The 16,382-nt window shown below is 34.7% G+C and carries 13 protein-coding genes; 7 read left to right on the forward strand and 6 right to left on the reverse strand.

What is annotated here, in order from left to right:
* The first annotated feature begins 14 nt into the window (after positions 1 to 14).
* From FJR06_RS02095 to FJR06_RS02120, 6 genes are all read left to right on the forward strand, one after another.
* Positions 15 to 2,762: a class I SAM-dependent DNA methyltransferase gene (locus FJR06_RS02095; protein ID WP_168650573.1), complete on the forward strand. Its 2,748-nt coding sequence runs from the start codon at positions 15 to 17 to the stop codon at positions 2,760 to 2,762.
* A gap of 379 nt (positions 2,763 to 3,141) precedes the next feature.
* Positions 3,142 to 3,876 (forward strand): carbonic anhydrase, encoded by a 735-nt coding sequence (locus FJR06_RS02100; RefSeq protein ID WP_015078775.1) that lies wholly within the window; start codon positions 3,142 to 3,144, stop codon positions 3,874 to 3,876.
* 42 nt (positions 3,877 to 3,918) lie between these two features.
* Positions 3,919 to 4,389, forward strand: coding sequence for a Mov34/MPN/PAD-1 family protein (locus tag FJR06_RS02105; protein ID WP_015078776.1), 471 nt, complete (start codon positions 3,919 to 3,921; stop codon positions 4,387 to 4,389).
* 33 nt (positions 4,390 to 4,422) lie between these two features.
* On the forward strand, positions 4,423 to 5,595 hold the full coding sequence (gene moeB, locus FJR06_RS02110; RefSeq protein WP_015078777.1) for a molybdopterin-synthase adenylyltransferase MoeB: 1,173 nt from the start codon (positions 4,423 to 4,425) through the stop codon (positions 5,593 to 5,595).
* Between the two features lie 376 nt (positions 5,596 to 5,971).
* Positions 5,972 to 6,688 (forward strand): response regulator transcription factor, encoded by a 717-nt coding sequence (locus tag FJR06_RS02115; protein ID WP_168634538.1) that lies wholly within the window; start codon positions 5,972 to 5,974, stop codon positions 6,686 to 6,688.
* A 152-nt stretch (positions 6,689 to 6,840) separates the two neighbouring features.
* Positions 6,841 to 7,716 carry an endonuclease/exonuclease/phosphatase family protein gene (locus FJR06_RS02120; protein ID WP_254434374.1) on the forward strand — a complete coding sequence of 292 codons (876 nt, stop codon included), beginning with the start codon at positions 6,841 to 6,843 and terminating at the stop codon, positions 7,714 to 7,716.
* A gap of 10 nt (positions 7,717 to 7,726) precedes the next feature.
* Here FJR06_RS02120 and FJR06_RS02125 read toward each other — a convergent pair whose 3' ends face one another.
* The 6 genes from FJR06_RS02125 to pdxA all read right to left on the reverse strand — a co-directional run bounded on the left by FJR06_RS02125 (position 7,727) and on the right by pdxA (position 15,806).
* Positions 7,727 to 8,023, reverse strand: a complete 297-nt coding sequence (locus FJR06_RS02125; protein ID WP_148763284.1) for a DNA-binding protein — start codon at positions 8,021 to 8,023, stop codon at positions 7,727 to 7,729.
* A 68-nt stretch (positions 8,024 to 8,091) separates the two neighbouring features.
* Positions 8,092 to 8,958, reverse strand: a complete 867-nt coding sequence (locus FJR06_RS02135; protein ID WP_168650575.1) for a hypothetical protein — start codon at positions 8,956 to 8,958, stop codon at positions 8,092 to 8,094.
* A 107-nt stretch (positions 8,959 to 9,065) separates the two neighbouring features.
* A complete protein-coding gene (locus FJR06_RS02140; protein ID WP_168650577.1) occupies positions 9,066 to 11,420 on the reverse strand; it encodes a hypothetical protein in 2,355 nt (784 codons plus the stop codon).
* A gap of 22 nt (positions 11,421 to 11,442) precedes the next feature.
* A complete protein-coding gene (locus tag FJR06_RS02145) occupies positions 11,443 to 13,398 on the reverse strand; it encodes a hypothetical protein (RefSeq protein WP_168650579.1) in 1,956 nt (651 codons plus the stop codon).
* 36 nt (positions 13,399 to 13,434) lie between these two features.
* Positions 13,435 to 14,514, reverse strand: a complete 1,080-nt coding sequence (locus FJR06_RS02150; RefSeq protein WP_168650581.1) for a caspase family protein — start codon at positions 14,512 to 14,514, stop codon at positions 13,435 to 13,437.
* 236 nt (positions 14,515 to 14,750) lie between these two features.
* Entirely contained in the window at positions 14,751 to 15,806 is a 1,056-nt protein-coding gene (gene pdxA / locus FJR06_RS02155; protein ID WP_168650583.1) for a 4-hydroxythreonine-4-phosphate dehydrogenase PdxA, read from the reverse strand.
* A gap of 374 nt (positions 15,807 to 16,180) precedes the next feature.
* Between pdxA and FJR06_RS02160 the strand changes: the two genes are divergently transcribed.
* A complete protein-coding gene (locus FJR06_RS02160; RefSeq protein WP_015078782.1) occupies positions 16,181 to 16,285 on the forward strand; it encodes a PetM family cytochrome b6-f complex subunit 7 in 105 nt (34 codons plus the stop codon).
* Positions 16,286 to 16,382: the final 97 nt, after the last annotated feature.

The raw sequence follows: 16,382 nt of genomic DNA on the forward strand, positions 1-16,382 counted from the left end.
AAAAATTATCAGCTATGCCTTTAAGTTGGAACGAAATCAAAAGTCGAGCGATCGCATTTTCTCAAGAATGGGAACATGAAACCTCAGAAGATGCAGAAGCTAAATCATTTTGGGATGGGTTTTTTCATGTTTTTGGTATTTCTCGTCGTCGGGTGGCAACATTTGAACAATCTGTCAAAAAAGCCGATAATAAACAAGGTTTTATTGATTTACTCTGGAAAGGTGTAATTTTAGTAGAACATAAATCTAGGGGGAAAAGTCTAGATAAAGCTATGCAGCAAGCCAAAGATTATTTCCCTGGTTTAAAAGAACATGAATTACCAAAATATATTTTAGTTTCTGATTTTCAAAAGTTTAAACTCTACGATTTAGATACTAATATTACCACAGAATTTGTCCTCAAAGATTTTATTAATCAGGTTCATTTATTCGGTTTTATTGCTGGTTATGAAAAACGCACCTATAAAGATGAAGATCCGGTCAATATCCAAGCCGCTGAATTAATGGGTAAACTACATGATAAACTAGAAGCAGTTGGTTATCGAGGTCATGATTTAGAAGTCTATTTAGTCCGGTTACTCTTCTGTTTATTTGCTGATGATACAGGCATTTTTGATAAAGGTATTTTTTGGGAATATATTGATTTACATACTAAATCAGATGGTAGTGATTTAGCAATGCACATTGCTTCTATTTTTCATACATTAAATACACCACCAGAAAAAAGATTAACAAATTTAGATACTAATTTGGCTCAGTTTCCCTATGTGAATGGTAAGTTATTTGAGGAGGTTTTACAACCCGCTGCTTTTGATAGCAAAATGCGGGAAATGTTTTTAGAAGCTTGTGGTTTTGACTGGGGTAAAATCTCACCGGCTATTTTTGGTTCGATGTTTCAAGCGGTCATGAATCCCACAGAAAGACGAAATTTAGGCGCTCATTATACCTCAGAAAAAAATATTCAAAAGTTGATTAAACCTCTATTTTTAGATGATTTATATTTAGAGTTAGAAAAAGTCAAAAGTAATCGAGGTAAACTCCAAGAATTACATCAAAAAATCGCTAATCTTTATTTTCTTGATCCTGCTTGTGGTTGTGGTAATTTCCTAATTATCACCTATCGGGAATTGCGAAATCTAGAAATTAAAATTTTGCAAGCATTGAATAAAAATGGACAGCAATTTATTAATATTCAAGATATTATTAAGGTTAATGTAGATCAATTTACGGGTATTGAATATGATGAATTTGCGGTGCGTGTTGCGGAGGTGGCAATGTGGTTAATTGATCATCAAATGAATATTCAGGTTAGTCATGAATTTGGTCAATATTTTTTTAGAGTTCCTTTAACTAAATCTGCGAAAATTGTTCATGGTAATTCATTAAGAATTGATTGGGAAACCGTTGTCGACAAGGAAAAGTTAAGTTTCATCTTAGGAAATCCCCCATTTGTTGGGGCAATGATTATGAATGCTCAACAAAGAAATGATATTGATCATGTTTTTCATGGAGAGAAAGGAATAGGTGTTTTAGATTATGTTTGTGCTTGGTATATAAAAGCAGCAAAAATTATCGAAAATAGCCAAATAAAAGTAGGCTTTGTTTCCACAAATTCTATATCACAAGGTGAACAAGTCGCTATACTTTGGAATATATTATTTAATAAATATAAGATTAAAATTCATTTTGCTCATCGTACTTTTAAATGGAGTAATGAAGCTAAAGGAAATGCTGCTGTCCATTGTGTAATTATTGGTTTTGCCAACTTCAATATTACCGAAAAATATATTTCTGATTATGAGGATATTCAGAGTGAACCACTGACAATAAAAGCTAAAAATATCAATCCTTATCTGGTAGATGGAAGTGACACAATTATCACTAATAAAAGTTTTCCCATTGCTAATATTCCCTTAATGCGTTTTGGAAGTATGCCACGAGATGGTGGTAATCTTATTTTTACTGAAACTGAAAAAGAAGAATTTATTAAGATTGAACCTCAAGCTGAAAAATGGATCAGACCCTATACAGGAGCGCAGGAGTTTATTAATGGATATAGTCGCTATTGTCTTTGGCTTGTTGATATTTCTCCAAAAGAACTCAAAGCTTTACCAGAGGTATTAAAACGAGTAAATAAAGTTAAACAATTCCGGTTAGAAAGTAAAGCTGCTTCTACTCGTAAATTTGCAACTACACCTACTCTATTTTGTCAGATAGCACAACCTGATACAGATTATTTACTTGTACCAAGTGCGTCTTCTGAAAGGAGGAAATATATTCCTATAGGTTTTATGCCTTCAGAAATTATTACTAGCAATCTCTGTTTTTTAATTCCTAATGCCACTCTCTACTTATTTGCTATTCTTACTTCAGAAATGCACATGACATGGATGAAGTATGTATGTGGAAGATTAGAAAGTCGTTTTCGTTATTCCAAAGACATAGTTTACAACAACTATCCCTTTCCTGAAAACGTCAATGAGAAACAAAAACAGAAAGTAGAAACAGCCGCACAAGCAGTATTAGACACCAGAGCAAAATATCCTGATAGTAGTTTAGCCGATTTGTATGACCCCTTGACAATGCCACCAGACCTAGTAAAGGCACATCAAATATTAGATAAAGCCGTAGACTTATGTTATCGTCCCCAACCATTTGTAAATGAATTGAATAGGATTGAGTTTTTATTTAATTTATATGAAGCTTTAAATGCTCCCTTACTCAAACCAGAGAAAAAGAAAAGAGCGAAAAAAAGTAATTAATTGTTAATATCAATTAGGTAGGGGTAAAGCAAAAGCTCATTGGTGTCAACTTAGGCTACAGATAGCTTATTTGTTTGGCTTCCACACCCGCCTGGAACTTAAGTTCCAGGCTAATAGCTAAAGTTTACTAAAGTAAACTGAAGATTTAGAAAATTATTAGTCATCTTTAGATGACTTTTGCCATTAGATTGGGAATTCATTCCCAGTCGGACTTAGTAGCAAAGATGCAGAAGGCAAATATAGTCCATACTGCCAATATATTGTTTGGTATTTAAACAAAAGATTAAATAACCCTTAAACCGTGTAATAAGCTACTCTCACATCATGATCAAATCTGATATCTTCTGTAAAAATTATGTAGAAGTTATCAGGTGGAGTCATGAGTAAAATTAACGGATTTGTAGGTCGTCGTAACTTCTTAAAATTCGTAGGTTTAAGTACCTTGAGTATGGGTACTTTGACTGCTTGCAATGAAATCATTACTAACCGTTCAGAAATTACAATTCCTGAAAATAATCCTAATCCTAATCCAGTTAGTGCAGAGGAAGCAAAAAGAAGATTAATAGCAGGAAACAGAAGATTTGTTAATCAAAATCGTCAATATCCTAATCAATCGAAAAAACGTTTACTATCAGTATCTAAAAAACAATATCCTTATGCAGCAATATTAGGATGTGCAGATTCTCGCGTACCACCAGAAATAATTTTTGATCAAGGATTAGGAGATTTATTTGTTGTGCGGATAGCTGGTAATATTGCCAGTAATGAAACCATTGGAAGTTTAGAATATGCTACCGCTAATTTAGGAACACAACTAATAGTTGTTTTAGGTCATAAAGGATGTGGTGCAGTATCAGCAGCAATTGACAATCAACCAGATAATGGTAAAATTAACTCTGTGATTGATGACATTAAGCCAGGTTTATCGGCAACTCCCAGAACAGGAAGTAATATTAATGATGATAACAATCCAGTGATTAATAATATTGAATACCAAGCTAAAAAATTGCAGAATAATTCACAAATTATAGATAAATTAATCCGTGATGACAGATTAAAAATTATCAGTGCTTACTATGATATTAATACTGGTAAAGTTAGATTCTTAACTTGATATTTATCCTTCTTTTTTCTTTATCTGCGTTTGCAAGCTATCATGAATCTTCAACTAAAAACAAATCATCTAGAAATTATCAAAAATCATGCTCAAACAACCTACCCAGATGAATGCTGTGGGCTAATTTTAGGTTATAAAAATAATGAATATAAAATTGTAGTAGAAATCATCCCCACAGAGAACGTCTGGAATACAGAAAAGAGTAACTTTACAGAAGACCAAGAAAATAGTACCAGAAGACGATATGCAATATCGCCTCAAGTCATGTTACAAACGCAAAAAGCAGCGAGAAACCGTAACTTAAATATTATTGGTATCTATCATTCCCATCCTGACTATCCAGCTATTCCTTCAGAATGGGATAGAATATACGCTTGGCCAGAATACTCTTATGTGATATCATCCGTACAAAATGCTCAAGCTGGTGAACTGCAAAGCTGGACTCTTGATGACAACCACCAATTTCAAGCCGAGACAATTAAACTGATAAAATTAGCAAATTTAAGTTAACATTAATACTCCGCGCTGATTCCTACAACTGCTATGCTAAATCCCAATCTGGATGAAATCCAGTTGACGAAAGACGACTACGAACGCTATTCCCGCCACTTAATTTTGCCAGAAGTGGGCATGGAAGGGCAAAAACGCCTAAAAGCCGCCAGTGTATTGTGTATTGGTACTGGTGGACTAGGTTCACCATTACTGTTATATCTTGCAGCAGCAGGTATAGGCAGAATTGGTATTGTTGATTTTGATGTTGTGGATACCTCTAACCTCCAACGTCAAGTTATTCACGGGACATCCTGGGTAGGTAAACCCAAAATCGAATCAGCAAAAAACCGGATTCACGAAATTAACCCCCATTGTCAGGTTGATTTGTATGAAACCCGTCTGAGTGCAGAAAACGCTTTAGATATTATCCGTCCTTACGATATCGTTGTTGATGGCACTGATAATTTCCCGACGCGGTATTTAGTCAACGACGCTTGCGTATTGTTAGATAAACCCAACGTTTACGGTTCTATCTTCCGGTTTGAAGGACAAGCAACCGTCTTTAACTATGAAGGTGGACCCAACTATCGTGACTTATATCCCGAACCACCACCACCAGGAATGGTTCCTTCCTGTGCAGAAGGTGGAGTTCTGGGAATTTTACCGGGAATGATTGGGATTATTCAAGCCACAGAGACAGTGAAAATTATTCTGGGGAATGGTACTACCTTGAGTGGTAGACTAGTGCTTTACAACGCCTTGGATATGAAATTCCGGGAGTTGAAACTGCGTCCTAACCCCATCCGTCCAGTTATTGACAAGCTGATAGATTACGAACAATTCTGTGGGATTCCCCAAGCCCAAGCCGAAGAAGCGAAACAGCAGATGGAAATTCAAGAAATGACTGTGAAGGAATTGAAGGCGTTATTAGATAGTGGTGCAAAGGACTTTGTGCTGCTAGATGTGCGTAATCCTCACGAGTATCAAATTGCTAAAATTCCTGGTTCAGTATTAGTCCCTTTACCAGATATTGAAAATGGTGATGGTGTGGCTAAGGTGAAGGACTTACTCAATGGACACCGTTTAATTGCTCATTGTAAACTGGGTGGACGTTCGGCGAAAGCCTTGGCTATCCTCAAGGAAGCGGGAATTACTGGCACAAATGTGAAAGGGGGAATTAATGCTTGGAGTCAAGAAGTAGACGCTTCTGTTCCTCAGTATTAATAATTTTGGGCGGGATTGTTGATAATGTTTGGGAAAAACCTCTAACTATCCCCAATCTGATCTCAACAACAAGATACCCGATTTCTTGGATGATTCGGGTATCTTTTTATAGTTAATACATGGAAATATAATTTGATTTATGTATCTAATTTATACAAAAAAATCTTTAAAAAATACCAAAATTGTCTATTACTTATACTTCTTTTAAAGAGTAAGATGTCTAAAGTTTGCATAAACTTCATGGAAAATTTAGCTATAGCAGTTTCCGGGTAGGTGAGGTTAATTAACAGAATTGAGGGTAAATTTACTTTCAAAAATACTACTTTTGCAGCATCTATCATCACAGCAAATTGCCAAAACAATCATAAATTCCATTATGGATACGCTTTCCACAAATAATTCCAAGATTCTGATTGTAGATGACGATTCTAGTGTCCGTAACCTGATTCAGCGTTTTTTGAGTCGGAAATATCAAATAGAATCAGCAGCAGATGGTAAAACGGCTCTTGTCTTATTTGAGCAATTTAATCCCGCTTTAGTAATTTTAGACTGGAATCTACCAGATGCAAATGGATATAAACTTTGCCAGGAAATGCAAAGTCGTACCAATGTGTTAGTCATGATGCTTACCAGTCGCAATGATGAAGCTGATAAAATTAAAGTCTTGGCTGCTGGTGCTGATGATTTTTTAACCAAACCATTTAGTCTAGCTGAGGTAGAAGTTAGGGTAGAAGCCCTATTAAGACGTGTTCGCTATATCCAGTCCAGTGTGTCACAACGCCTCACTTTCAATCAGTTAGCTATTAACTCAGAAGCGCGAGAGGTAACACTCAATAATAAAGCTTTAGCTTTAACTGCTTTGGAGTTTAATATCTTACATTTTCTAGCTACCCACCCTGGACAAGCATGGAGTCGTACCCAACTGATCCAAAAGATTTGGGGTTGTGATTATGTGGGAGATGGACGGGTTGTTGATGTGCATATTGGCCAACTTAGGAAGAAAATGGAAGTTGATTCTAGTATGCCGGAGTATATTAAAACGGTACGGGGTTATGGTTATAAGTTTGATCCACCAGACAACACCGCAAGTTAAATTTTGAAAAAAGGGTTGTTGGATAACTGAACAATTTGGTCAAATCTACTAATTAGTTCGGTGATGATATTGAGGCTTGATTAGATGATTAAGGTGATTAATTGGTAGATATTGGAGCTAAAGTCAGTCAGGGAATTGTATCTACTTAGGGGTTGGATAAAATCTTTAGTTTTTCTCTTTTACAGGATATTCTCAGAGTATTTCTCATCTTCTCTGGTTTTGTCCAAACTATCAGTTTAAAAATATCTATGCAAATTACTGTGATGACTTTTAATCTCCGCTATGACAAACCAGATCCTGGGGTGCGTCAGTGGAAAAAGCGTGTAGGGGCAATTGCTTCTTTAATTCAACACTACAAACCGGATTTATTGGGTACACAGGAGGGTAAATCTGATCAACTGGCAGATTTACAAGCACTCTTACCGGAATATAACATTATTGGGGGCGATCGCACTGGTACAGGAAGCGGTGAACATTGTGCAATTTTTTATAATCCCCAATCCTTTAAACTTCAAGAAACACAAGATTTTTACCTCAGTGATACTCCAGAAATTCCTGGTAGTATTACTTGGGGAACTCGTTTACCACGGATGACCACGTGGGCTAATTTTGAAGTTACTAATCCTGGTCTATCTTTAACTATATTAAATACCCATCTAGATCACGAAAATGCCAAATCTAGAGAGTTAAGTGCAGCTTTAATTAGTCAACGGTTGGCGGAATTTCCTCCAGAAAACTACTTACTTCTCACAGGGGATTTTAACGCCAATCCTGATACTCCAGAACGGCAAATTTTTCTATCACCTCTAAGAAATGGTAAAAAATTACAAGATCCTTTAGCTACTCTTCCTCTAGAAAAACAGAAAACTTTTCACGATTTTACAGGGGAAGCTGGGGATGCTATTGATACTATATATTGCGATAGCTGCGCTTTTCAGACAGAACAAGTTATTATTGATCGTGAACAGTGGGAAGGGGTATGGCCTTCTGACCATTTTCCAGTGATTGTGAAATTAACAGTTTTCTAATTTGCATAATTCAAGCTGACTTCACGGTTACGGCTAACTGCAATCCTAAAGCATCAAGTACATTAGTCAAAGAATAAAATTCAATTTCTCCTTTTTCAGCAAGAATTTGGGCAAATTTATCGTAGGATTGCTGTACTGCTACGGAAAAATTATCAATTCCACCCTGAGCCTCAATCACATTTTTGAGTGCTTTATTTAACATAATAGGATCACCTTCTTCTATAACTACCTCAATATAAGCTGCGGCTTCTAGAGGATCTTGTAAGTATTTAATTAGTTTGGCGTGATAACTTGTACTTCTAGGCATTGTTTCGACTCCGATAATCTTCCCAATATTCTTTAGCTTTAAGAATATCTTGGACTTGAGTGCTTTTATCACCACCACATCAAACGCTGGGACTTATCAATCATCCATTTACTATTTTTATGATCCCATATTAACCATAAACGAAGAGACTCTGGATCAGATAATTTTTGAGTCTTTTTCATAAAATATTGTAATTTCACTTCAACTACAGCAGATTTATCATCTTTAGATACCAATCTAATTTGATTAACATTTACTCGGTCTACTTTTTTTTCCCACCAATCTAAATATTTACCATAACCACCTACTGATTTATTTTGAAATATAGGAGATAAATTACTCCAAGCAACTTTAAATTCATCATTATTAATAGCTGAATAATTATCTTGGATAAATTTTTCAGGTGAGTTTATGAGAGAGTTATTTACATATTCAAATTTCACTAATAACTTAGGATAAATAGAAATAAAAAAACTGCCAATTACAGTTAATCCTATAATGCTTAAAATTAAATTAATATTTACGCCTTTTTTAACTTTAGGTGAAACTTGTCCTGTATTGTTTTCTATTCTTATAGTAGTATTTTGTTGTGTTTCCTGTTTATCACTAATTGTAACAGTTGGTGTTTCAAGGGGTTGTGGTTTTGGTTCAGTACGAGGAGGTACAAAATTATGCTTCTCTTTGTTCCAAATAGGTAAAGGGTATAATATTATCTTGTCATTGTCTTGAATGTCAGCATCCTTCAAAGTCCCATAATTATCTAGTTCTTGTTTAGTTCTATTTAGAACAAGTACAGATGGCAATCCAAAGGGAAAACGTAATAATAGTTGTACTGCTTTGTGAAAGTCATCTAACTTTATATCTAATGAAATATTCTCAGTACGATTGTCAGTAACATCATGTTTTTGAAATGTGACTCTAATAATTTTTTCCATAAATATTTGCTATTTTTATAGAAAATGATTAGTAGCTGAATAGCTACCAATCATGAAAGAGAAAGGGCTGGTAATTTTGGCTCAATCAGCAATAGAAAATTTTACGGTTAATCCTTTTTTGGAACATCTATATCACTTGCAGGATTAATAACTGGGTTATTTTTACTAGTTAATTTGTTCATTTGTTCTGTGATTTCACTCAAACTCTTAGATGTTGATTTCTTCGGTTTTAATTTTTCAAATTTGTCTTTAGCATCGTCCACAGAAGGAGATAAAACATCTTTTTCTAAATCACTAATTTTTCGATTTAACTCTTCAATATCTTCTTCATCTCCTGAAATTAAAAGTCGAGAACGTTCATCATAAAGTTTAGAAAGTTCTAATGATTTAGCTTTTTGCTTTTCAGCATTGATTTGAATTTGCGTATCAATTTGCTGATTTCTTGCAATTAAATTTGCTTGTACACCTTTTAATTCCACAGTCTGTAATCCCTGATTAATTTTAGATCGATCTTCTTCTATGGCAGTACGAGATCGAGATAGATTACCTATACTGATTTTTAACCCAAATTGATTAGCAATACTACCTCTAGACAAGGGACGATTTATCCATTCATTGATGAAATTTTCTAATATTAATAAATTTTCAGTATCTCTATACTGAAGAATTTCATCATCGAATGTATTTAATTTTGCTTTGAGGCTGGTTGCGATAGACTGCTTGATATCGTTTATGCTTGGTAAACGAGATTGGAATATATACCAACTATCTTTTTCAACACCATCAATTTGAAAATCTCCTTGAAATTGAACCGGTGGCTCGTCACTTTTGAGAGAAGGTACTTCAAACTCAAATTTACCTATTTGTCTATATAATTCTTGATATTTTTCAGTAATTTCTGTATTCAGAGGTTTAGAAATGACAGTGCTGAGTTTTGCATAGAAATCTTTTTCCAATCCTTCTTTGATTTTATCTGTTAGTTCTTGTTCAACTGATTTTTCTATTGCTTTTCCAGTGATTTCATCCACCGCAGGAAAACCGAAACGCAGATAATATCGCTCTGGTTCAATACTATTTAAAACATCTCTTACAGCATGAGAAATAGTTCGTTTCATTAAACCTTCAATATCGCTATCTGGGTTAAGGTAATCTTTTATCTTCCTTGGTTCTTCAATCTTTCCGCTTACCAAAATATTTAATTTCACTTTGACGTTAGCATCTTTGGTAGCAAATATTTCTTCTTCAATCTCTAGATAAAAACTTTTGATTATTTCTAGTAGTTTTAAGTTTGGTCTAGAAACAATTTGCTTTATATTATAGCCAATAATCTTTACCTCTTTTTCCATATCTTGTTTAATTTGTAAAGCTATTGGCTCAAAATCTAGAAGAATATCAATATATTCTTTGTAAATCAAGGAAGGCTTCACAATTTTTTCTAACTTGCTCTTAACCCATATTTCTAAATCATTTATTTGTGCTAACCTGTACTTGCCAATATCTTCTAAAAACATTTGTACTGTATTTCTTACTAATATTGGCTTTGGTTCTGGATATCCTTGATACTTACACTCTACATCATATTGAATTTCGACAATTTCATCTGGAAGTACAGGAATTGTATTACTATTGAGAGATAAAAAGCTGACTTTACGACCCTTTTGACTCAAAAGTGAGTTTCTATTCAAATAGTTAACTATGTCATTGCGAAGAGTATCTTTGAGGTGAAAGCAAAATTTATGAAGGGTAGTCTTTTCAAATAAATATTTTTTAATCTCCTGTTCAATCAAATTGACTAATAGTATTTCATGACCTAAATTAGCTAGTGCTTTGACTTTATTTTGTTCATCTACAACTAATTCAATTTTTAGTTGTAAGTTTAATTCATCATTATAATCACTAACGTGTACCGGAAATTCAATAATTCCTGTAGAAAAAGTTTTAATCTTTTCTTCATAAGCTAGAGCTAATCTCAATTCAAAATTTAAACCTATTTGATCTATAACTTGTTTTTCAACCCTATTTTGTAATTCTCTTAATTGATTAATAGAGTACGATTCTATAAAATCAGTAGCTTTTTTACGGCTAAATTCATCAAAAAATATTTGTATTTTCTCAGCAAGTTGTTCACCAGGATGATTATTGCCAAGCAGAGCTTTAGCTACTTTTTCTTCATTCCCAACACTACAACTAGATCGAAAGTTTACTGATATGGCAACCTCACGATCATTTACAAAATCTTTGATTTTACAAATCAAACCTTTGGATTCAACAAAATTAGAAGTATCCTTATTGTTAGCAACAAAATAATATAAAAAATTGCCTCCAATTAAACGTTTCCAAACTGGAACAATATCTCCAGTTTGTTTATCAAGAACTATTATTTTTTCTGTTACGCCAGCGTTGACTTTAGTATTTCCATCAACTTTGCGAATCACTTTATCTAGGGAATTTACTGAATTCATTGTTATCTCCTTATGTTTTTAGTCAGTTGTTTATTTGCAGAAATTTGAAATCTTTTTTCAGTTGTTTAACTAAAGTCCGTTTTTGGATAAGTTGTTTCATCTGTTTTGAATTATTCGCTTGGCGATAATATTCTGAGGCTGTTAACAAATCATCTGTAATCTGAAACCAAGCCTGAATCAAATCTTTTTGTTGAGAAAGGTTCGTGACCAAAATTACTTGTTGCAGTATTTTATTCCCTAGTGAATAAGCTTCTGAATTTGGTTCTTTTTTCTCTAAACCATATAAAATGGTAAACCATTCTGCTATTAATCCAGCAATTATTTGTATAGGGTCAATATTTTTATCAACGAGATGTTTGAGCGCAAGTCCTCCCTGATCATCTGGATGAAATAACCAACTAATTAATATGCCTAACTTGTGATCAACTTCGCTATCCTGTAAATATGTCAATAATTGATATTTGGATGGCCAGTAACCATAGTATTTTTCATCAAATTTTTCTGTTGTTTCTAGACAATATTCAATAAGTAATTGTAAGGCATATTCATTTGCGTAGGAATAGTTATCTGAAGAACGATTTGAATCAGGTAGCCATGTTTTAATAGACTCTAGAAAATTATAAATTTGAGAACCACTCTGTTTTAACCAGTTGTAGATGAGTTTGTAGGCATCGGATCTTGTTTGTCTATTTCCTCTATCTAGTAATTGTTTCACCCAATAAAGTCTATTAAATTCTGGTACATCGTATAAATGTTTAATTATTGCTATAACAGCATCATAACGCTGTGCTAAAATTAATCGTTCAATAAATTTGTCGGTTGCTTCTTTTAATTGTGGGTGTTTTAGCATTTCATATATCAGAAATGATATGCGTGCAAAAACAATTTCTCTTCTTTGTTCTGCTTCAAGTTCTGCTAGTAAGTTTTGGATATTTTCTTCTATATCTATGGTTGCATCAATCTCCAAATTAGCTTTTTCTGTAAATTCTAAAATAATTGCTAACAGCCAATTATCTCTGTAAATTTGTGGATGAGAAATTGCCATTTGCACAGTCAATTCTATAACACTACTAGCAATTTTTGCTGAAGGAGAAAAAAGCAGAAGTTGAACTCGTTTAAATTGGTTTCCTACATATATAGATTGTTTCTCTAAATAGTCTTTTAATTCCTGTCTCAAATAAGGTAAAGAAAAATCAATAACTTGTGAACTATCTTCTAAGCGTACTGCTGTCAAGTAGCATTTATTCAAAAAATTATTGTCAGGTTGGTTAAGACTGTCTTTCCAAATCTCAATAAGAGACTTTTGTACTTTGGTTTCAATGGTTTTAATTTCATTGGTATTTGTTAGTATTTGTGAAGAATCGGTGACAATTATTGGTGGTTGATCTTCTAATAGAAATGAAACAACTATCTCAAATTCATGAGGACTTAGTTGAGGAAAAAAAGTTGCTGTATATAGAACAGTATTTTTAATTGGTTCATCATTCTTGAATAATGACTTACCTTGTATTTCTTCAGGTGTACTATGAATATTTTCTAATTCTGATTTATCAGAATTATTTTTGGACTTTTTATGTATCTCAAGAAGCTCATTAAACTGTGGACTATTTTTTGTTGTTTGTTCTTTATCATTTCCTGAAGAAGTCTTACTATTTTGCTGAGAATATCTCGAATCGGTTGCTTCAGTTGTTTCTGAGTCTTGCTTGTTATTAATTTCTTGTTTGAGATCCTCTATTTCAGCTACTAATTTTTTAAGCTCAGTACCAATTTCATATTTTCGATCTTCATCTCTTTTTATATCTCTCTCAAGCTTGATTCTATTACTTGAATCTGATTCATGATTTAAATCATCTCTTAATCTTGCTATTTTTTCTGATAAAGTATCACGCTCTTTATAAAGACTTTCACAATCTTCATTAACCTGTTTTAGTTCTTTCTCTTTAAATAAAGACAATGATTGATAGTGTTGAATAGACATAATTATTCGCCTTTGAATTATCCATGTATAATTAAGTTATATGTCAAGTAATTCTATTTTTTCTTCCATTTGTCTTAGTTCTTGGTCAAGTTTATCTAGTTTATTTTGATCTTGGTTAATAATTCTTTCAAGCTTTATTTTATGTGCAGAGTCTGATTCAGAATTTAGATCGCTCTTTAACCGCTCTAATTTGTTAGACAATTGATAACGTTCTTTCTCAAGATTTTCATAATCTTGTTTTAGACGCTCCAATTCCTTTTGTTGTTTAAACGAGGATATTTTAGGTAATGTGGCTATGAAAATTGCACTAGGTACATCCTTACTTCCCCCAGCGTAATAACAAAGGGCAAAGTTTTCATCTAAATTACTGATATTATTGACAAATGGATGTTGCTGACCTGAACGATATTTTGAAGAGTCTGATGTTTTTAGGGGTACTTGTTCAATCAAGTATGTGACTATATCAAGTATGCGTGCAAAACCATCTTGATTTCTTGTTGCCTTACCTGCTAAGGCTTCTAGTAGACAGTTTGTAAAGATACTGTAGGGATCACCTGTATAAGACTTCTCATCTTCACGAGAAGAAGCGATAACCACACGACCTCTACCAGTATCAAGAGCTTGTAATAAACTGGGCGGTACTGGTGATTTGATAAATTTATCTTCTAGGTCTTTGATTGCGGGCATACCTGCTGCATGACAGCAATCTAGTAGGACAACCAGTTTACGAGAGTTAATTGCTTGAATCTTCTGAGTGAACTCATCTCCAGAGATACCTTGATTGGACTGTCCACTGACATAATCGTGCGTTAGCAAGAAATACTCAGATTTTCCATTTAGCTGTTTGATTTGGCCACCATGACCGGAGAAGTAAACAATTACCGTAGCATTAGGGTTTCGGTTAACGTTTTCAATTAATCGATCAAAGGCTACAATAATTTCTGCCCGATTTGCTTCAGCTTCTATCAATATTTCAACTTGATGCTTTGGATATGCGGCACAACCTGGATCAACCAGCACATCATGTAAAGCTGTTGCATCCTTAACTGTAACTGGTAAGTCAAACCCGACACCAATGATGAGAGCGTAACCGTTTGAAAAATTTATACTATTCATATAAAAATTAGAGTCTCAGGACTAGCTTTTTCAAGCTAAATCACGAATGTACTGGATTACCAGAATATGGTTTTTAGTATAATATAGTTTCAATCAATCAAAATATTATTTTATGTATTTTTAAATATTTCGTAACAAAAAGAGCATAATTGTGGACAATAGATAGACGAACGGCTGATACTGAAAGAGACTCAGGTATTTTAAGATAAATTTTCGGGAAACCGTAAAAAAATCAATCAATAACCATTATTTTCTCCTAACCTCTGCTTCACCAACTCTACCGCTAACTGAATCGCTGCTTTCATGCTTGTCGCGTCAGCAATCCCCTTTCCTGCAATATCAAAAGCTGTTCCATGATCTGGTGAAGTCCGCACAAATGGTAAACCAATGGTAGTATTTACAGCCCGATCAAAAGCCATCAACTTCACCGGAATTAAACCTTGGTCGTGATAAAGTGCTAAGTAAGCATCAGCAGGATTTTTGATCACAGAATTACCATACCAAGCAATACCCGGTTTTACCCACATTGTATCTGGGGGAATGGGTCCTTCTAGCTGTAAATGCGGGCGTTTTTGGCGTTCTGATTCCAACCAGGGAATTAACCAATCTATTTCCTCTGTTCCCAGTTGTCCCATTTCTCCACTGTGGGGATTTAACCCAGCGATCGCAATTCTGCCATGTTTAATCCCAAAATCATTTTCTAAACACTCCACCAATAAATCTAATTTCTTTGTCAACAACTGCGGTGTTAAAGTCGCAGCTACTTGAGATAAAGGTATATGGGTGGTAGCAAGTAAAGCGCGAAGAGTCCAACCGGTAAAAGGCGATCGCCCCACAAACAACATCCCAAACCGCTCAACACCAGCTTTTTCGGCTAAAAGTTCCGTTTGTCCCGGATAGTTGTAACCAGCGGCTTTCCAAGCAGATTTAGCGATAGGTCCGGTGACAATTCCATCAAACTCACCTGCCAAAGTTTGAGATATGGCATATTCCATATAAGCAAAACTCGCTGCCCCACTAGCTGCATTTCCCACACCTGTGATAATTTCACCAGCAATAGGGACATCAACTATAGACAAATCAACCGGATTAGCCAAAGCTAGAGAATTATCAATATTTTTACTGATATTTTCATAACTTTTTGTTAATAAAGTTCTATTCCCTACCACCATCACATCACAATTTTGAGTAACTTGAGGATCTGCCAAAGCCTTCAAAATCACCTCAGAACCAATACCCGCAGGATCTCCCAGGGTCAGCACCAACCGTGTCCGTTTATCTTCATTAGTCATTATATTGTAGGGGCGGGGAAACCCAGCCCATCTCCGTCTATTCCCAATTATCATCCCTAAATTGGTTTAGAATTATTTATAGAGGTCTAATACTAATAATTCTGACAATACCTTGTCCATTTTTTGTAGGTCGGGTTAAGCGACAGCGCAACCCGACGCATTTGTTGGGTTATGGCTTCGCCACACTTCGTGAACGTACCTCAACCCAACCTACAAATCAAGACTTTTTTCGATTTGGACAAGGTATTGTTCTGATAGACCTAGTTTAACTGAATCCTGAAAGTTGAAAATGAGATTTGAGTCTTCAAATCAAATTCAGCAGTCTGAAAAACAGGAAACATAAATCAACAATCCACAAAGGAGCATTACAGCAAATGGGCGGCGAAATGTTAAATGCAGCGATGCTATCTTTCGGTCTAATCTTTGTAGGTTGGGCAATTGGCGCTTTGTTACTCAAAATTCAAGGCGCAGAAGAGTAGAGGGGAAGTAGGGGGAGTAGGGGGAGTAGGGGGAGTAGGGGAAGTAGGGGGAGTAGGGGGAGTAGGGGGAGTAGGGGGAGTAGGGGGAGTAGGGGGA

Source organism: Dolichospermum sp. UHCC 0352 (genome assembly GCF_009711925.1).
GTDB lineage: Bacteria > Cyanobacteriota > Cyanobacteriia > Cyanobacteriales > Nostocaceae > Dolichospermum > Dolichospermum lemmermannii.